The sequence below is a fragment of the Lysinibacillus sp. EB271-A1-10B genome (genome assembly GCF_058791335.1).
In genome coordinates, this window is sequence record NZ_JBYTDL010000001.1 from 513,425 (window position 1) to 532,903 (window position 19,479).

Here is a 19,479-nt window from a genome sequence, read left to right on the forward strand (position 1 = left end):
TATGGTGAACTTATCGCATGACTACATGCATTCATTCACACTATCGTACACTCTAACATCCTAATTGGAGATCATATATTATACAAATTTTAATTGGCCAGCTTCTATTGCAATATCCGCATCACTATGTGGATATTTAGTATTCTCAATAATTTGATAATCTTCATGTCCTTTACCAGCAAAAATAATGATATCTCCTGGTTCAGCAACCTCAATTGCATGGCGCACAGCTTCAGCACGGTCTCCTATACATGCATAATTTTCATGTAACATCCCTTTGGCAAGATCACCTGTAATACTATCGTACTCTTCATAGCGCGGGTCATCTGTCGTTAATATAACGTAATCAGCGGCTGATGCTTTTTCTGCCATTGTTGGACGTTTCGATTTATCACGATTGCCGCCTGTGCCAACTAAGAAAATAAGCTTACCTTTTTTATATGGTTGAGCTGAAGAAATCGCCTTTTCAATTGCATCAGGCGTATGTGCATAATCAATAAACATCTGCACCGGTAAATCTGAGCAAACTTTCTCCATACGTCCCTTTACTGGTGGTATTTGCTCAATTTGCTCAATAATTGTTTCAATTGAATAACCACGTCCATAAAAAGCAACCATAGCGGCAAGTACATTGTATATATTAAATTCCCCAAGTAAATGCATTTTCACGCGGTATATTCCCTCTGGCGTTTCAACGTCAAAAGAAGTCATGAAATCATGATACTCACAGTTAATAGCTCGGAAATCAGCTGTTTCATTGTTCAAACCATATGTCCATACTGGAAATGGTGTCATCGCAGCATAGCGTTCTGACCAAGCATCATCGGCATTTAACACGACAAATTTATTCTTTTCTAAGTCTTGTCCGAGTTGAGAGAATAATAAGCCTTTCGCATGGCCATATTCCTCCATCGTTCCATGGAAATCAAGATGATCATGTGTAAGATTTGTAAAAATAGCTACATCATATTCTACACCAGCTAGACGTCCAAGTGCTAAACCGTGTGAAGATACCTCCATAGTCATTAATCGGCAGCCTTCCATTTTTGCACGGAATATCATTTGTTGAGTCGATAATGCATCGCTTGTAGTATTGGCTGATTCATATAAAATACCATTTAAATTAAAGCCGATTGTCCCTGATAACGCTGATTTCTCGCCCATACCATGCATGATGTTTTGAATAATTCCTGTTACTGATGTTTTTCCATTTGTTCCTGTTACACCAATCATCGCCATATCTTTTGATGGATAGTCAAAAAACTTTGCAGCTAACAAGCCAACTGCTCGATCCGTATCTTTCACGATAACTTGCGCAATCGTTTCTTCTAATGGTAATTGTCGTTCTGTCACAACAATTGTTGCGCCACCTTCAACAGCTTTCTGTGCATATTCATGGCCATCTACCGTATAACCTTTAATACAAACAAACATACTATTTGGTTGCACACTACGTGAATCAATTACAATATCAGTCACTTGATCAGGTAGCACTCCAATTATTTTTTTCAAAGGTAATGCATTCAACAATTCCTCTGCATACATTTCATAGTCCTCCATTCAATCTCTACATTCATTTCATCATTTGTTGTTTATTCGACAATAAATGACAAGATGAGTCCCCCACAATCTATTGAATTTATTTTACTACTTATTCGCCCATAAAGAAAATGCTTGTTAGGACGTTTTTCTGATGAAAACGCTATCATTTTAATATATCTTTAATATTTCAATAAAATTTTGCTTATCATCACCACGTGGGGTTGATTTCCATCCGGCTGAGCGTCTACTCGGAACATCCGATGAGCTCTTTGATGCAACGCGCAGTTGCACCATCTAGCTAGTCAAAAGAGCGCTTACAGTTGCTTTTAGCCTTCGTTCCTTTTCTGCGCATGCTAAAAGTTTTCAACCCATGCTTCCCCTCCAAACAGCTTATATATGGCTTAAAAGCTCGAAATGTACTTACTTTATAAAAAAAACGACATTTATCGACAACTACATTTTCCCTAAAAAAAGTGAGGTGTCAAGAATCTTTAGTGATTCGACACCTCCTTTTACTATTTCATTATAGTTCTCACAAGCTTAACCTTTTGTTTATAAGGTGGAAAGAGAACATTCGTCTCTAACTTAGAAGATTTTTTTAATATTGATTTGGGATGTGTAAAGTTTTCAAAACTTGCCTTCCCATGGTAGGCTTTTACCCCTGATGATCCGACACCACCAAATGGCAAATGTAAATTTCCAACATGTGTAATCGTATCATTTATACATCCTCCACCAAATGGTAATTCCTCTAAAAAGTACTGGATAGCTTTCTCATGCTCGGAGAAAAAATACGCCGCTAAAGGCTTTGGTAACTGACGAATTTGGTGAATGGCTAGCGGTAAATCATCATACATCATCACAGGTAAAATTGGACCAAATAGTTCATCCTGCATCGAAGGATTTGACCATTTTACATATTCAATAATGGTAGGCTCCATATACAAATCATCACGATCTGTTCTACCTCCAAATGTAATGGCATCACGTTCTTCTACAATAATTTGTTGTAAGCGATCAAATTGTCTTAGATTGACAATACGGCCGTAGTCAGGGCTTTTTATTGCGTTTTTACCATAGAAAGAACGAATAGTTGCTTTCAATATTTTCATAAATCGGTCATAAACTTCTTTATGGACAAGGACATAGTCTGGTGCTACACAAGTTTGTCCAGTATTTGTGAATTTTCCCCATGCAATTCTTTTCGCCGCTACTTCTAAATTGGCTGTTTGATCGACAATTGCAGGACTTTTCCCGCCAAGTTCCAGGGCAATTGGTGTTAATCGTTCCGCCGCTGCCTTTGCAACAACTTTTCCGACTGCCACACTTCCTGTAAAAAATATATAGTCAAAGGACGCATGAATAAGTGCCGTCACTTCATCTTTCTCTCCTTCCACAACACGCACGTATGAAGGATTAAACGTTTCTACAATTATTTTTTTAACAATCGCTGCTGTATGCACAGATGTTTCTGATGGTTTTACAATAGCCGTATTACCACCAACAATTGCACCGATTAATGGCTCCATGACAAGTTGAAATGGATAATTGAAAGGACCAATGATTAATGTTACGCCAAAAGGCTCTCTTACAATAAAGCTTTTTCCCACCTGGTATTGAATCGGTGTTTTTACAGCTTCCGGTTTCATCCACTCTTCAACATGCTTTACCATATAAGAAATACTATCTAAAACAATGCCAATTTCTGTTGCATATGCCTCAAACTCACTCTTACGTAAATCTAAATATAGAGCATTCAAAATTTCTTTTTCATATTTTAAAATTGTTTTCTTCAGTTTTAGTAATTGCTCTTTTCGAAATTTTGTACTCTTCGTCGCTCGAGAAAAATAAAATTGACGTTGCTCTGTAATCATATTTTCTACATCTTGTGTCGTAAAATTCATAATAAAAGCACCCCTTTTTTTAAAATGGCATACATAGTTTTTTCATTTCGAAACAAACTATCTTTGTCTATACGATACAACATTGACAAGCAAAATTCCTCTTTCTAAACGAGGGATGTGTAAAGAATATGTTAGAACTGTAGACGGTTTTGTGACTTCGAGAAACTTACAACTACATATTGAAAATTTGAAATGGGGGCGTAGATGAATGACAATAACAACAGGAACTTGGTGGGAGTCCATTTTTTCTGGACCATTAGCGCACGGTATTAGTGAAGAAAAAATATCGCTATTGCAAGATGAGGCTTTCTTATATCTCACTACAGCACCGATTGAGAAAAAAGAAGAACCTGAAGTTAATTAAAAAACAGCGCGTTATAGGAGGTGGTTATTTCCTATAATGCGCTATTTTTTTCAGATGAATACTTTGAAGATTTATCGGAATACAATCTCATTTTATCGGAACAACTTTAACTTTTATCGGAATATTTTCTCATTTTATCGGAATAATTGTAGCTTTTATCGGAATAACTTCAGTTTACTAATACATTTTTCTGTAATTGTTTTAATTCTACATCAAGTCGGTTAATTGCTTCTTCCTCGATGGCAAAGCTTCCATCTTCAAGGCGAATAATTTGTTTATCAACAATATAAACAGAATGTGCAATATTTGTAGCCCCTAATACAGCTAATATTGGTTTTAATGCAAATTCTAATGCGAGTAAATGTCCAATAGAGCCACCTACAGCAATTGGTAAGATAATTTTTCCTTGCAACGCTTTTTGCGGCAGTAAATCCAAGTAAGTTTTAAGTATTCCTGAATATGAGGCTTTATAAATAGGCGTCAAAATTACGATAATATCTGCTTCTTCAACTTGTTTATTTTCTGTAATGATGGCCTCACTTGCAAAATTAGCCGTAATTAAGTCCTCAGCTGGCAATTCATGTACGTAATTTGTGTGCACTGCTATTCCTTGTACCTTTAAAGAGTTTTCCACCTTATCATGAATAGCTGTCACGCGTGAATTTCTCGAATTACTGCCATTAATAATAACTGCTTTTATCAATTTAACCACTCCCCTTTACATAGTGACTACAAAAATACTTTACGAAAATTGCAATGTCTTTTCATATTGACGTAATGTAGCACCTAAATATTTGGCCACAGCTAACATGCCATATTTTCCTACGGCTCTTTCGGCTTCTGCATTATAGTTTGTATTGGTATTTACGTCATATGTAAAAATATTCCCTTCTTCATCGATAATCGACTCAATCCCTGCGACACTTACTTTATTTTTCTCTAAAAATTCTTCATATCGCCCTATAAGCTCCTCTGAAAAACTGTCTATAATTTGAAATTTTGATTTCTTAGTTGCTGTTTCACCTACTGGGCAAAACTGATCCACTATTTGACAGCTATCAGCAGGACAAAGTTCAAATCCTTCTGATGTATCTACACGAACTGCATATAAAAATTTACCACCAACAAATTCACATCGTGTTATATAAGAATCAGGTGATTTTATATATTGTTGAATAAGCGTAATACCATCTATAGGTGACTCAAAAGTATCACTATTTACATATGCTTCTAGCGCTTCAACTGAATGAAATAGTTGTACTCCAAGTCCTTTTCCTGCTCGATTATGCTTCGTAATAAATGGTGTTGTACCAATTGTTCTTGCCGCTTCTATTAGCTGTGATTTACCAACTGTCGCTATCGTTTTAGGTGTTTGAATGCCAATAGCTTCAAGTGCACAATATTGATTGACCTTACTTACTTCTAATCTTAAGGCACGGCTTCCATTTATAACTGGACGGCCATGATACTCTAGCCAGGCGAGCACTGCCTCCGTTAGTTCAGGTGCAAATTCATGCCCCCTCGTATGTGATGAAGCACTCATACGACTATAAAAAATTCCTTGTGGTGGCTCTTTTGATAGGTCAATCAATCCTTTCGCCAAATGCCAAACCTCATAGGGTAGGTTTAGTTCCTCTAAACGATTTGTTAAATGATTTGTCCACTCATCATTTTCATGAATAATATAAATTTTCGCAGTCATAGTATCGCTCCTTACTGTATGATGGCTGATTTTATTTTCACTAAAGGCATAACATCTCTTGCAAAACGTTCCATTTCTTCTAGATGTGGAGAGAATTGAAGGAGCAAGAGATTTACACCAACTTCTTCATAAGCTAAAATGCGATCAGCCACTTGCTGAGGTGTGCCTACTAAATTTGGTCTTAGCCCTCTGTTTGAAACTGAATAATCTTGTAGTGTAATTTGTTGCTCTAACTTTGATTTACTAGTGAAGTCATTAAAGCCTGCATACCCTGCCGCATCCTCTACATTGGTAATTCGGGCTAGTTCAGCAAGTGCTTCTTCTTCTGAATCACGTACAATGACATATGCAGCCATTCCGAAAGTTTCGAACGGTCCTTTTCCAATTGCTTTTCGACGGTCAAGCATTTCCTTAATTTTAGCCCCAACTTCCTCTACTGTTCCGCCATGCATCACATAGGCGTCACATGACTTTGTAATTGCCTCTTTACCGCGATCACTTTCCCCACCTGCGTAAAGTCTTGGGTATGGTTTTCCAACTGGCTTAGGAGATAAATGTGCATTTTCTATTTTGTAATATTTACCGTCATAACTGAACGTTTCTTCTGTCCATAAACCTTTTAAAACCTCAATAAATTCCTCTGTGCGGTCATAACGTTCTCCATGCTCTGTAAAATAACCACCATATTGCTTTGCTTCTTCTTCCCACCAAGCTGAAACTACATTTAAAGTAAAACGACCATTAGCAATTTGATCAATATTTGCGGCAACTTTTGCCATTACCGCAGGATTATGATAGCCAGGCCGAACTGCAGCCAATATTTCAATTTTTTCAGTAACTGCTGCTAAAGCTGCGGCGGTTGACCACGCCTCAAGCACATCAGCATTCACGCCCTTAATATCATTTAAATATAGCTCGGCAATAAGCGTCGCATCAAAGCCAAGTCTTTCTCCTGTTTGAATAACCTGTTTTGCATAATCAAAGGTCGCAGGCATATTCTCATTTTCTACATTACGTAACCATCCTCCGAAAATCGGTAGCCAAAATCCTAATCTCATATTCCATCCTCCTTAAGTCCTTATGAATTTTCACAGCATAAAGATAAAAAAAGCTCCTATGTTTTAGTTCGTAGAATATCCGTTACGTAAAAAGAAGCCTTCTAGTCAACTCGAATTTAAAACCAAGTATTCTTATAGAATTAACATAACATAATAAAACACAAAGTCAACAGAATTTTTAGATTGTTCAATCAAAGGTAAATTTCGCTATTTGAAACCTGTAAAAATACTTATTATAATCAGCATAGGAACAAACATTTGGGCAGGCGACCTTATATTGGAGCAATGACATGCGAGAAACTCGCTTCAAAGAAGGCGTTGAGGACTTTATTGTGCAGCTGAATCATTAGGAGAGATGTAATTGTATGAGTAAATTAATGCTGTTTGCATGCTCATTAGTTTTATTATTTTTTGCTGGGAACGCTTTTTATATTGCTTTTAAAAAGTACGAAGAAGATGATGATTTTTCGGGAGGGGCTGAAACATTCTTTTTAATTGATTTGGTATTAGCTGTTGTATTATTATTTTCTGATAAATTCGCTCCCCAAAAGTATCATATTGTTATTTTTAAAACGCTCTCCATTTTATTTGGACTAATTATTTTAAGCTTTACAATATTGTTATGGATACTTTAATGAAAAGAAAAAACTACATTCTCCCAACGAGAAGGATAGCCTTCCGCTGATGAATGTAGTTTTCAAAATCTTTATTGATGAATGGCTTTACCAAAAATAGCTTTGGCAGCATCCCCTATATGCTCTGATACTGTAGGATGTGGGAAAATCATATTTGCGAGAGTGTGGGCAGTGCCGCCAGCATTTTTAGTAGCTAAAATAGCATTTAACATTTCTGTTGCCCCATCAGCAACAACACAAGCCCCTAAAATACGTCCTTCCTCTTTCGTCGCAATAAGCTTTATAAAGCCCACTGTATTACCTTCCATTAATGCCTTAGGGTTTGTATGTAAAGGCATCTGAGAAACCATACAAGGTTCTTTCACCTGCTCTTCCAACAAACCAAATGTCGCAATTTCAGGATGTGTATAAACACAGCGAGGAATCGAAGTTTGATCAATCAGTGCTGGCTTACTTCCTAAAATATGATCCACAACATGCATTCCTTCTGCACTCGCTGAATGAGCTAGCTGGTAACCACCTACTAAGTCACCTATCGCATAAATATGTGGCTGACTCGTTTCAAGATGCTCATTGACAGCAATCAATCGACCATCAAATGCTAGACCAAGCTGCTGAGCTATCTCTGTATTTGGACGTCGACCTGTTGCAAACAAAAGATTTTCATATGTATAAATTCCTTTAGAGGTATGAATCTCATTGCCATTAAAATGTTTAAAGTGGAAATCCGTTACAAGCTCAATACCAAGCTTTTTCATCTGTTCACGAATAAGTGGTCGCGCATCTGGCTCTTCCGTCTGTAAAATATCTTCACTATGATTTAGCATCGTCACCTTTGTTCCAAGTGGCGCTAAACTAAATGCCATCTCGACTGCAATAACACCACCACCGATAATTGTTAATTGCTTCGGCAGTTCTTCAAGACTAAAAAATGTATCCGTAGTATAGTAGGAAGACGTTTCTAACCCTTCAAATGGTGGTACAAATGGTTTACTTCCAGTTGCTAAAATAACATCCGTAGCTGTAAATGCATCATTATCAACTGTTACAGTCAAGTCACTAGATACTACCGCTTCTCCTCGATAAAAAGTAATTTGATTGCTCAAAATAAAGCCTTCAATATTTGTTAAAAGCTCGTCAATAATAGCGTCCTTACGTTGCATCAATCGTGGAAAATTCACGTTTACTGTAGGAGTTTCAATGCCCCAGTCATTACCACTGTTTATTTCTTGAATAAGCTTACTGTGCTCTAACATAATTTTCGAAGGAATACAGCCGACATTATAGCAAGCCCCTCCAACTTTATCGCGCTCTACTAAAGCAACTTTCTTGCCACTTTTTGCTGCATGAATAGCTGCTACATAGCCCCCAGGCCCCGCACCAATAATTGCAATATCAAATTTTTCCACGAAAAATCACCTCATTTACCACCATAGCATTTACAAAATTTGAATGCAATGCCATAAATGTTACAGGGATTTTAGTAACATTTCAGCTGCCCCATCGTCAGCTAATGTAAAAGGAGGATTGGTATGCATAAATCATTATTATTGCTATTTTCTATGCTACTACTAGTTGCCGCCTGTCAGGACAAAGACGCATTAAAGCCCCCACCAAGTAAGAACTATTCACAAACGGCTACTACACAACAGGAAGACTTTCTTTATGAACTTTCGATTGCAAAACCTACCTTCACAGAGGGAGAACCCATAAAGATAACGGCTAAACTCACATATGTAGGGCAGGCACAAAACGTAACAATTTACCATGGAGGCTCCCCATTTTTATTTAATTTGCAGGAAACGACCCGAAATTTTGAAATACCTAGTGCAATGGATACTCCACTAATTACACGTATTCTTGAACGAAATGTGCCCTACGAAGAGTTCTACACGAGCGGCGGCGGTTATAACGAATTTTCAGAACCTAAACTCGTTGAATTTATGAAACAAACAATGAAAGGTCATTTTCCAAAAGGACATTATATCGTAAAAGGAAGTACTGACTTTTACACAGAAGACCCAAATGAACAAAAAACAGAGTACAAACCATCAGCTACAATTGAATTTTACGTGCAGTAAGATAAAAATCTCTCCTTATTCTTAATAGAACAAGGAGAGATTTTCATTATACGTTGTGATCATTGTATTCGCTTTGCTTTCGCGAGTATTTCCTCTGCTTCCGCGGGTATTCACCCTGCTTCCGCGGGTATTCACCTTGCTTCCGCGGGTATTCGCTCTCCTTCCGCGGGTATTCGCTCTCCTTCCGCGGGTATTCACCTTGCTTTCGCGAGTATTCTCCCTGCTCACGGATATTCGCCCTGCTTCCGCGGGTATTCACCTTGCTTCCGCGGGTATTCACTCTCCTTCCGCGGGTATTTCCTCTCCTTCCGCGAGTATTCACCCCGCCCGCGAGTATTCACCCTGCTCCCCCGGGTATCCCCCATACCCACAGGCAAAATAATATTAGTTAATAAATATTACGTTCCCAAAAGCGTTGTTGAGCTATGGCGTTGACAAATTTTTTAGCGAAGTCTTTGTCGCCAGTGGCTAACACAATGCCTGGCCCGACATTGGCATTGGACATATTAAAAAATGTCGTTCCGGTTGTAGCAATACCAATTGGTTTGTAATGTCTATACGCTTCATTGATATAATTAACGATATAAGAATTGAACTTTGCCTGATTTTTTGCTTTTACGCCGACAACATATAACGAGTCAAATAGTACCGCATCTGTAGTTATAAAGGTGTCAGTTGCTGTTAACTGTACGCCATCATTACTAGTAACAACCCCTAATTTGTCGGAAATAATGCTGTATCGAACACCTTGTCTTGTTAAAGATTTCAGCATTTCTCCAACTTCATTTGCATCAAATCCATCACCTATAAGCACGCCTACTTTAAGTGTTTGTGGCATTTTTATTGTATTTGCCTGGCTAAGTGCAGGTGATGATAACGTGACATTTACTTGCTCTCCTTTTGGACGATTAACACCAATATTATCGGCCACAGTCGTTGCCATTGCTTTATCTACACGGACAAACATATCGACAACCTGCTGTCGAACAGACTTACTTTTCACCTTCCCTACCTCAAAACTAAAGGCGTCAATGATATGTTGTTTTTCAGGGGGCGACATACTATTCCAAAACAGCCTTGCTTGAGAGAAATGATCATCAAACGATTTACTACGTGCTCGTGTAATACGTCCTTCAACCTTTTCTTCATAATGAACGAAGCCACCTTCCCTTGCCGTTGATGTTGAAGGTGAATTGTTGGCCAAAGAATTTTTATGATAGCTCACTTTTCCTACATTAATCGTTTGTCGACTAAAGCCATTGCGCTGATTGTTATGAATTGGGCAAACAGGTCGATTAATCGGTATTTCTGCAAAGTTTGGTCCTCCCAGACGAATTAGCTGTGTATCTAAATAAGAAAATAGCCGGCCCTGTAAAAGTGGATCGTTTGTAAAGTCTATGCCCGGCACAACATTTCCTGGATGGAAGGCGACTTGCTCTGTTTCTGCGAAAACATTATCTACATTACGATTCAAGGTCATTTTCCCAATCTTTTTAACTGGCACGATCTCTTCGGGCCAAAGCTTAGTTGCGTCCAAAATATCAAAATCAAATTTAAACTCGTCCTCTGGCTCAAGCATTTGTACACCAAGCTCATATTCTGGATAATCACCGATCTCGATTGATTCCCATAAATCACGTCGTTGGAAATCCGGATCCTTCCCAGCAATAATTTGCGCTTCATCCCAAACGAGTGAATGTACACCTAACACAGGCTTCCAATGAAATTTCACAAATCTCGACTTTCCTTTGTCATTGACGAAACGAAAAGCATGAACACCGAACCCTTCCATCATTCGAAAGCTTCTAGGTATTGCACGATCAGACATATGCCACATAATCATATGCGCAATTTCCTGATTGTTCGCCACAAAATCCCAAAATGTATCGTGTGCTGAGGCTGCTTGTGGCATTTCATTGTGAGGCTCAGGCTTTACCGCATGAATTAAGTCAGGAAACTTAATCGCATCCTGAATAAAAAAGACAGGTATATTATTTCCAACTAAATCATAATTGCCTTCATCGGTGTAAAACTTCGTCGCAAAACCACGAACATCACGTGCAGTATCCATCGACCCTAAGCTTCCAACTACAGTTGAAAATCTGACAAATACAGGTGTTTTCTTATTAGGGTCCTGTAGAAAGCCTGCTTTAGTATATTCTTTCATCGATTCATACAGCTCAAACTCTCCATGCGCCGCAAAACCCCTCGCATGCACTACACGCTCTGGAATACGTTCATGATCAAAATGTGTCATTTTTTCTCGAAAGTGAAAATCCTCCATAATGGTTGGCCCACGAACACCAGCCTTCAACGAATCCTCATCATTCGAAACTTTTAGCCCCTGATTTGTCGTCATCTTTTTTCCTTCATTATCGACACGAAACTGCTCTAGCTGCTGATCTTTCGCATTCTCGTCTAAATTTTTGCCCTGATTCGACTTAGATTTATCCACGCAATCCCCTTTCATTCCAATACTCATAATTCTCAATATACACTATATGATTGTCTGGAATAAACATGCTTCAAGGCGTTGCTATAGAAACTGTCTCAATATTGAGTTACGACAAAATGACTATTCTAACCCTTTAGCACAAAAATCGCCCCCGTTATTTGAAGTGAAAACTTATTTCTTCCATCCTACAGCAATATCATTGGAGGAGAATTCAATTACCAATTTAATTTGAGGTGAGTAAATATATCTGTCCCAATTTCTAACTTCTTCAACTCTATGTATAATTCTAATCAGTTTTGTTTGAATGACATGTTGAGAGTTAAGGTCAATAATATAGCAAATTTCATTAGTCACTTTATGATTTTTAATGACTAGTTCTGCTAATGCACCTTCATAATCAACAAAGTTAGAAAATATAGTTTTGTAAAACATAAATGTCCATTCAATTCCGTTAGCACCAAATGGAAATTCATCAAATAATTCTTCTGTAATTTTTTTCGAATCTTCTTTTGATAATATTTCCACTTCCTCTTTAGAAACAATATTTGGAAACAACGCATAAACTTCCTTTAAAATCGTTTCGTATTCCCTTTTTTCCTCTTCTTTTAATTCTTTTTGTTTTTGCTTGGCTAGCAACTCTTTTAAACGTTCCTTTTTATCCTTCACCATATTCACCCTAACTATTTAGTTTATTGTATGTAAAAGTTTACAAATTCATCTTTCTCCAATCTGCTCCGTTAGAACCAGATGCGACTGTCCTAATTGAATAATCTCCATCAATACTTAATGTACTATGCTATGTTCGCAAACATTTCTAAAAAGATGTATAATTATTATTACTTGGTAATTTCACACTTTAATTCTGGGGTACAAAAATTGAGAAAAGTATTAATGGTATTTTCTTTATTTTTAGTAATGATTTTAGGTGCATGTAATTCTCTTTCTAACGATAAATTAATTAAGGATTATGTGAAAGATACACACGGATTCGACATCGTAATAAATAGTTCCAATAAAAATTCGTTAGAATTAGGTAGGGATTTATACATTGTTTCTCCTGTTGACCATCAAGAATTAGAATTTACTGTTACAGTAAATTCGTATTCATCGGAAGATGAGTCTAAATTGAATTACAGAAATAAGCATTTAATCAAAGATAATTATTCAACTGCATTAGCAGCGGATACGGAACTACACAAATTAGATAAAGTTATTCCAGAAATCAAAAAACTTGAATTTAACGAATCATTTAATGATGAACCTAGAGTGTTTTTTAGCGAAGAGAAAGATGATATTTGGGGTTTTTTATATTCTACTTCTCATTTGGATATTAAGAATTTTGAAGAAAAAGATTTTGACCGCTTATACGAAGTTCAAAAATTAATAAAACAAAGTGGTGCGTCATTTGACCTTATTATTGTCTCAGATACGAGAGAACTAAATGATAGAGGTTCCTTAGCATTAGATATAAAAAAGTTGAAGGATGTAAATACAAAAGAAGAATTTTTGCTGAAAATGACAAAAGAAAACCCAGGCATCATTTTACGAAAAGAAGATTAAGCCAAAAGCTTCAATAGAGTATATTTTTCTAGAAAAAGGTGTATATGACCCGGTGGGATGAAATCAAAAAACATTCTTCCACTTTAGATTTTATTAACAAGAATTTTTAAATAAGAAGAAGCATTCGGCACAAATATGTTAACCGAATGCTTTTTTTAGCTATTTTCTAAAAGATTGTTGTTATTCAGCCTATACTAATTCGTTTATCAATTCTCAAAGGTAGCCGACTATGTATTCTCTGCCTGTCGTTACTTCAATATCTTTATTTCATCTAATCCATTATTAATAGCTTCCCAGACAGGTGTGACCTCAAATTGTTCATACGGATGTTACAGATCACTGTAGACCTACCTCTACTTGTTATTTCATATATTTCAATGATCTTTAATAAACGTAACTCGTTCGTTGAATAAGGGTGCTCACTTTCCCATCCCATTTAACATCAATAAAATCTCTTCTATCACAATATCAGGCTCATCATGATGTATATAATGTCCACTACGACTAGCAATCCGGAACTTACTTGACGTTGACAGCCATTGGAATTCTGCTTGTAGACTTTGTTCAATTTTTAATATTTCTTGAGAATGCCATCCGTCTTCAATATTATCGGGTAAACCTCTAGTAATAATTGAGAGAGGGATGTCCCTTTGTCTTGAATGTTCAACAATTTGCTTATAACTCTGTATTTTATCAATTTTCTCACTATTTAACATAGGATTCTCGAAATATTCCCTATTTCCTGCAAGTAGATTTTCTGGTAGAGCCTTTTCATAGGCAAGTTCTTTATATTCTGGTGCAGCGTCAACCAAAACCAAACCACAGATATCCAGTGGATAAAGACTGGTATACAATCTGGCGACCAACCCACCAAAAGAATGTCCTACCAATATATATGGCTTCTCCACGTCAAGCGCTTGCAACAATTCGGAGAGCTCCTTGACTAGATCACAGCAAGTCCGTGGAACTGCTACATCTTGACTCCTGCCAATACCCGCCCTGTCATAGGACAAGGTTGACGTTTCATCCGATATTCTGTCTTGGACCTTTTTCCATGTTTCATGGCTATCGCCTAACCCTGCAATAAAGATTACGCTTGGTGTATTTTTACGTTGGTATTTATTGAACAGTATACGCCTATCATAGAAATCGATTATCTTTTTAAGTTGTATAGTCACTTTTAATCACCCAATTAAATTATAAACTTCACAATATTTTCCGTCTATGCAACTCTGTAATCTTTTACTAAAGCACCCCGTTAGCCACCCATGAAGCACCAAAATCAGAACTTCACCACAGAAAATGAAAGATGATTAAGTTCTTTCATGGTAGTTTAATAAGAAAAGCAAATCTAATAAAGAATAGTACATACTTATGATACGGTTCACTAATGTAGTTAGTTTTCATTTTCTATATATATCCTTACCAGCAATTCATCGCTATTTTCACCCAGACAACGTATAATAAGAGAAGCAGAAGAAGAATTCATTTTTCCTCTAGTTCAAAAAAGAGGTGCAATTACTTGAAACAGTTTGAAACAGCATTACCTGAGCAGTATGAAGCATTAAAAAAACAGGCCAATTATACGTCTAGCTGGCGAGAGCGTTTAGACGCAGTCGAAATGTTATCGGCTTATCAACATGACAAAATCATAGATTTATTAAAAAATCGTATGCAGCATGATACTGTCAACAAGGTGCAATTAGCAGCCTATGAAGCACTCGCGGCGTTTGGTGAGGACGTAGAGAAGCCATCACCTGCACGTTTTGATATTATCAAAGGTACAGATAAAATTTTCCTGCGGGTGAAAAAGAGCTTGCCTAAGGACCATACAGTGGCAGACTTTGCGGATAAACTAAAACGTATGCGTTTAGATGTCTTTGATGCGTATGAAGGCGACAAAGGTGTACAATTTATGAACTGGTTAGAGGAACGTTGGGCAAAACTATAATCAGTAGTTTTGCGATTTATGAAGGAAGGTCATTCTCTCCGCTTGTGGAGGGAATGGCTTTTTCTTATCTTACGCTGCGGTTCATCGAAACTAATATTAAATTGTATTACTTCTTTTCTTTGATCATCTATCTTTATTGTTTAATGATAAAACAAACACCTTATTAAACTATCCTGCTCCGTTAGTACAATAAGAAAAAAGAGCTGTCTAAAACAGCTCAATGTTCTTCAAATAAAGCACCCCGTTACTAAGTACATTTATTTCACAAACCTTCTCTTTTATACAGTTCTTTAATACAAGGTGCAACTATACATAACACATGAAAAACAGTAAAGGATTCGGTTCTCTTATATTGTACATAACTATTTTTATAATTTCTTTTAAAAGTGTCACACTTCCTAATCCCTAATTGTCTTAGTTTTTAGAGATATTAATCTTGTATTTATAATAATTAGGAGGTTTATTTATGAAAATATTACTTGCTGGTTCTACTGGTGTATTAGGAAAAGTGGTGATTCCGATGTTAATAGAAGAGGGGCATGAAGTAATCGGGATGATTCGGTCAGAAAAACATGTTAAAACAATGCAAGAGATGGGGGTAAAACCAGTAATTGCAGATGCGTTTGATCGAGATAGTGTTTATGCAGCCTTAATTGAAACTCAACCTGATGTTGTAATGCATCAACTAACTGCACTAAGTAGTGGTGATATAAATGATAATTCGAAAATAAGAATAGAAGGAACAAGAAACCTTGTTGATGCAGCTAAATACGTTGGAGTAAAAAAGATAATTGCACAAAGTATTTCATGGGCTTATGAGCCTGGGAATACGCTAGCTATAGAAGAAACACCTTTAGATACTAATGCCGTATTCCCTCGCAAAAAAACAATTGATGGAGTTATTTCATTAGAGGAAAAGGTAAAAGAAATGCCTGAGTTCGTTATCCTTCGCTATGGTACATTATATGGTCCTGGAACTTGGCTTTCGGGTAACGGTCTAATTGCTAAACAATTACAAAGTCAGGAACTAAACGCAACAAATGGGATATCATCCTTTATCCACGTAAAAGACGCAGCAAAAGCAGCTGTATTAGCTTTAAATTGGCCGTCAGGATCTGTAAACATTGTAGATGATGAACCTGCAAAAACCTCTATTTGGCTTCCCTATTTTGCTGAAGTTATCGGGGCCCCTCTCCCTCCTATAAATGATATATATGATTCTTGGGAACGAGGAGCATCAAATGAAAAAGCAAAAAAACAATATGGCTGGGAACCTATTTACCCTTCTTGGACAAAAGGATTTAAATTGTTGCATCATTATTAATAATAAAATGAACTATAATATAAGAAGGTTAAATTTATGAACATAAATAAAATTTATAAGTCTTTTATTTACACTGTTCTAATTGGACTTTTTAATTCTTGTTTCATATCGTTTATCCTTGTTTCTATAAACTTAGGATATAGCCATACATTTTTAATTCATTGGCTACCAATGTGGGGAGAAGCATTTTTGTGTGCTATGGTTTGTGCTTACATTTTTCCACGGATTATAAATAAACTTATGACATTCATTACTTTTGTAGATAAATGATAGATAAAATATAAAATGTATGTAGAATATTCCTCGGATTATGATATGCATAATATTAGAGAGGGAAGGGTTTATCGTGTTGATCAATGACTTGAATATAGAAGACTTATATAAAGAATATAAGAATTATTGTTTATCCATAGCATACTATTTACTTGGTTCAATGACAGATGCTGAAGATATTGTTCAAGATACTTTTTTGAAATTAAAAGAACATGAAAATATTGAGAAAGATATTACTAATTTAAAAGCTTATATAAATAAAATGATCGTTAACCGCTGTATGAATGAACTAAAATCAAGTAGAAAAAAGAAAGAAAATTATATAGGTGCATGGTTACCCGAACCTATACTACAGACCTTCAATAGTGAGCCTCTTGAGAATCTAATCCAGTCAGATCAATTAAGCTATTCATATATGGTTCTTATGGAAAAACTTTTACCTAAAGAGAGGATAGCTTACGTATTAAGAAATGCTCTAGGGCTAAAGCATAGTGAGATTGCCGATGTTCTTAACACAACGACTGTTAACAGCCGTAAGATATTGAGTAGAGCACAAATTAAAATGGGAAGAAAAAGCGAAAAAGATTTGACTGTTAATCTTCAGAAAACTTATATAGAACAATTTATATGGGCATTATCCAACGGAGATATTCATGGAATAACCCATTTGTTATCTAATGATATTCTATTTGCAGCTGATGGAGGAGGTAAAGTAAGAACGGCAATAAACATCATTGAAGGTAAAGAGCGGGTATTAGCTCTTATTTCAGGAATAGCAAAAAAGTTTTTCTTTGGAAAAAGCGCTACTGCAGCTATAATAAATAATCAATATGGAATAGTAGTTACTGAAAATGATAAAATAACAGGCGTTTTTTGTTTTGACTGGAATTCTTCATCCGAAACAATTAACAAGATTTTCTATGTAGTAGATCCAAGTAAATTGAAATATAATCCTATTTAAGAATACGTTTGTATATGGAAAGTTCTTTACCTATAACAAAACCTTGATCGGCTACTGAAGTGATCCCCCAGTTAGATTTTTATCTAACAACCGGGATCCGCTTCAAATCAGCCTATCAAGGTTTTTTCATCTCTATTCAGTTATCTTTATTTAAACGCTTGAGCAGCAGCCACAGCTTTTTTCCACCCTGCATAGATTTCTTCACGATGTGAGTCATCCATATTAGGTGTGAACTGACGATCTAAATTCCAATACTCACTAATTTCATCTGTCGAGTTCCAGAAGCCAACTGCTAAACCTGCTAAGTACGCAGCACCTAAAGCTGTTGTTTCATTAACGACTGGACGATCAACAGGTACATTTAATAAATCTGATTGGAATTGCATTAAGAAATTATTTGCAACTGCCCCACCATCTACACGTAATTTCGCCAACGGAATATTGGCATCAGCTTCCATCGCACCAAGTACATCTTTTGTTTGATACGCCAACGCTTCTAATGTTGCACGTACAAAATGTTCTTTAGAAGTACCACGAGTTAAACCGAAGACTGCGCCTCGTACATCTGAATCCCAATAAGGTGTTCCAAGGCCAACGAATGCAGGAACTACATAAACACCTTCTGTTGACTCTACACGTTCAGCATATTGCTCAGATTCTGAAGCAGAACGGAACATTCGTAAGCCATCACGTAACCATTGAATCGCAGAACCAGCTACGAAAATACTTCCTTCTAAAGCGTAAGTTACTTTGCCATTTAAGCCCCATGCAAGCGTAGTTAATAAGCCATTCTCTGATTTCACTGCCTTTTCACCAGTATTCATCAACATAAAGCAGCCCGTACCGTAAGTGTTTTTAACCATACCTTCTTCGAAACAAGCCTGACCGAATAGTGCAGCTTGTTGGTCACCTGCAGCCCCTGCAATTGGAACAGCAGAGCCGAAGAACAGAGCTTCCTCCGTATAGCCATACACTTCTGAAGAAGGACGAACCTCAGGAAGCATAGATGCAGGAACGCCTAAAATGTCTAAAATTTCTTCATCCCATTTTAAATCATAAATGTTGTACATTAATGTACGAGAAGCATTTGAATAATCTGTAACATGGACTTTACCACCTGTTAATTTCCATATTAACCACGTATCAATTGTACCGAATAATAAATCGCCTGCTTCAGCTTTTTCACGAGCACCTTCAACATTGTCTAAAATCCATTTTACTTTTGTACCTGAGAAGTACGCATCGATTAATAAACCTGTTTTATCACGGAATAAGTCATTGTAACCGTTTTCTTTCAGTTCCTCACAAATAGCGTTCGTTTGACGTGATTGCCAGACAATCGCATTATAAATTGGTTTACCTGAATGTTTATCCCAAACAACAGTTGTTTCGCGTTGGTTTGTAATACCGATCCCAGCAATTTGATTGGATTCAATATTTTTTGCAGAAAGCACTGTAGCGATACAAGAAAGAATAGAAGACCAAATTTCTTCTGCATGATGTTCAACCCATCCGGATTGTGGGAAATATTGCGGAAATTCTTGTTGTGCAACGTGGAGAATGCTCCCTTTTTCATCAAACAAAATAGCACGTGAGCTTGTTGTACCTTGGTCCAAAGCTAAAATATATTTTTTTTCTGACATCGGAAATACCTCCAAATAATTTTTTA

The 19,479-nt window shown here is 36.6% G+C and carries 18 protein-coding genes; 8 read left to right on the top strand and 10 right to left on the bottom strand.

Going from position 1 to position 19,479, the window contains the following annotated elements:
• Window positions 1-78: 78 nt before the first annotated feature.
• Both AC3WSK_RS02395 and AC3WSK_RS02400 read right to left on the bottom strand, forming a co-directional pair.
• The gene (locus AC3WSK_RS02395; protein ID WP_079559627.1) at window positions 79-1,545 is read right to left on the bottom strand and encodes a UDP-N-acetylmuramoyl-L-alanyl-D-glutamate--2,6-diaminopimelate ligase; all 1,467 of its coding nucleotides are present in this window, start codon (window positions 1,543-1,545) and stop codon (window positions 79-81) included.
• A 512-nt stretch (window positions 1,546-2,057) separates the two neighbouring features.
• Window positions 2,058-3,446: an aldehyde dehydrogenase gene (locus AC3WSK_RS02400; RefSeq protein ID WP_079559626.1), complete on the bottom strand. Its 1,389-nt coding sequence runs from the start codon at window positions 3,444-3,446 to the stop codon at window positions 2,058-2,060.
• Window positions 3,447-3,654: 208 nt separating this feature from the next.
• Here AC3WSK_RS02400 and AC3WSK_RS02405 point away from each other — a divergent pair, with 208 nt between their 5' ends.
• Window positions 3,655-3,810 (top strand): hypothetical protein, encoded by a 156-nt coding sequence (locus AC3WSK_RS02405; protein ID WP_170938872.1) that lies wholly within the window; start codon window positions 3,655-3,657, stop codon window positions 3,808-3,810.
• 169 nt (window positions 3,811-3,979) lie between these two features.
• On the opposite strand, the gene ssuE is transcribed toward AC3WSK_RS02405, so the two are convergent.
• The 3 genes from ssuE to AC3WSK_RS02420 are packed head-to-tail and all read right to left on the bottom strand — an operon-like array spanning window position 3,980 to window position 6,570.
• On the bottom strand, window positions 3,980-4,513 hold the full coding sequence (gene ssuE, locus AC3WSK_RS02410) for an NADPH-dependent FMN reductase (RefSeq protein ID WP_079559625.1): 534 nt from the start codon (window positions 4,511-4,513) through the stop codon (window positions 3,980-3,982).
• Window positions 4,514-4,552: 39 nt separating this feature from the next.
• A complete protein-coding gene (locus AC3WSK_RS02415) occupies window positions 4,553-5,512 on the bottom strand; it encodes an ATP-grasp domain-containing protein (protein ID WP_079559624.1) in 960 nt (319 codons plus the stop codon).
• Between the two features lie 11 nt (window positions 5,513-5,523).
• Window positions 5,524-6,570 carry an LLM class flavin-dependent oxidoreductase gene (locus AC3WSK_RS02420; RefSeq protein ID WP_427481924.1) on the bottom strand — a complete coding sequence of 349 codons (1,047 nt, stop codon included), beginning with the start codon at window positions 6,568-6,570 and terminating at the stop codon, window positions 5,524-5,526.
• A gap of 365 nt (window positions 6,571-6,935) precedes the next feature.
• On the opposite strand from AC3WSK_RS02420, the gene AC3WSK_RS02425 reads away from it, so the two are divergent.
• Window positions 6,936-7,205, top strand: coding sequence for a hypothetical protein (locus AC3WSK_RS02425; RefSeq protein ID WP_492411684.1), 270 nt, complete (start codon window positions 6,936-6,938; stop codon window positions 7,203-7,205).
• Window positions 7,206-7,276: 71 nt separating this feature from the next.
• Here the strand turns inward: AC3WSK_RS02425 and lpdA are convergent, their stop codons facing one another.
• A complete protein-coding gene (gene lpdA / locus AC3WSK_RS02430) occupies window positions 7,277-8,614 on the bottom strand; it encodes a dihydrolipoyl dehydrogenase (protein WP_492411686.1) in 1,338 nt (445 codons plus the stop codon).
• Window positions 8,615-8,737: 123 nt separating this feature from the next.
• On the opposite strand from lpdA, the gene AC3WSK_RS02435 reads away from it, so the two are divergent.
• Window positions 8,738-9,286 (top strand): hypothetical protein, encoded by a 549-nt coding sequence (locus tag AC3WSK_RS02435; protein ID WP_492411688.1) that lies wholly within the window; start codon window positions 8,738-8,740, stop codon window positions 9,284-9,286.
• 388 nt (window positions 9,287-9,674) lie between these two features.
• Here the strand turns inward: AC3WSK_RS02435 and AC3WSK_RS02440 are convergent, their stop codons facing one another.
• Window positions 9,675-11,756, bottom strand: coding sequence for a catalase (locus AC3WSK_RS02440; protein ID WP_492411690.1), 2,082 nt, complete (start codon window positions 11,754-11,756; stop codon window positions 9,675-9,677).
• Between the two features lie 156 nt (window positions 11,757-11,912).
• Window positions 11,913-12,407, bottom strand: a complete 495-nt coding sequence (locus AC3WSK_RS02445; protein WP_492534770.1) for a CDI toxin immunity protein — start codon at window positions 12,405-12,407, stop codon at window positions 11,913-11,915.
• 210 nt (window positions 12,408-12,617) lie between these two features.
• On the opposite strand from AC3WSK_RS02445, the gene AC3WSK_RS02450 reads away from it, so the two are divergent.
• Entirely contained in the window at window positions 12,618-13,301 is a 684-nt protein-coding gene (locus AC3WSK_RS02450) for a hypothetical protein (protein ID WP_492411692.1), read from the top strand.
• Between the two features lie 419 nt (window positions 13,302-13,720).
• On the opposite strand, the gene AC3WSK_RS02455 is transcribed toward AC3WSK_RS02450, so the two are convergent.
• Window positions 13,721-14,479: an alpha/beta fold hydrolase gene (locus tag AC3WSK_RS02455; protein WP_492411694.1), complete on the bottom strand. Its 759-nt coding sequence runs from the start codon at window positions 14,477-14,479 to the stop codon at window positions 13,721-13,723.
• 344 nt (window positions 14,480-14,823) lie between these two features.
• Between AC3WSK_RS02455 and AC3WSK_RS02460 the strand changes: the two genes are divergently transcribed.
• The 4 genes from AC3WSK_RS02460 to AC3WSK_RS02475 all read left to right on the top strand — a co-directional run bounded on the left by AC3WSK_RS02460 (window position 14,824) and on the right by AC3WSK_RS02475 (window position 17,810).
• Window positions 14,824-15,252 carry a HEAT repeat domain-containing protein gene (locus AC3WSK_RS02460; protein WP_079559615.1) on the top strand — a complete coding sequence of 143 codons (429 nt, stop codon included), beginning with the start codon at window positions 14,824-14,826 and terminating at the stop codon, window positions 15,250-15,252.
• A gap of 466 nt (window positions 15,253-15,718) precedes the next feature.
• Entirely contained in the window at window positions 15,719-16,576 is an 858-nt protein-coding gene (locus AC3WSK_RS02465) for an NAD-dependent epimerase/dehydratase family protein (protein WP_492411697.1), read from the top strand.
• 36 nt (window positions 16,577-16,612) lie between these two features.
• Window positions 16,613-16,846, top strand: a complete 234-nt coding sequence (locus AC3WSK_RS02470; RefSeq protein ID WP_079559613.1) for a DUF2798 domain-containing protein — start codon at window positions 16,613-16,615, stop codon at window positions 16,844-16,846.
• A gap of 76 nt (window positions 16,847-16,922) precedes the next feature.
• The gene (locus tag AC3WSK_RS02475; RefSeq protein WP_492411699.1) at window positions 16,923-17,810 is read left to right on the top strand and encodes a sigma-70 family RNA polymerase sigma factor; all 888 of its coding nucleotides are present in this window, start codon (window positions 16,923-16,925) and stop codon (window positions 17,808-17,810) included.
• Between the two features lie 146 nt (window positions 17,811-17,956).
• Here the strand turns inward: AC3WSK_RS02475 and glpK are convergent, their stop codons facing one another.
• A complete protein-coding gene (gene glpK / locus AC3WSK_RS02480; protein WP_079559611.1) occupies window positions 17,957-19,453 on the bottom strand; it encodes a glycerol kinase GlpK in 1,497 nt (498 codons plus the stop codon).
• Between the last annotated feature and the right edge of the window lie 26 nt (window positions 19,454-19,479).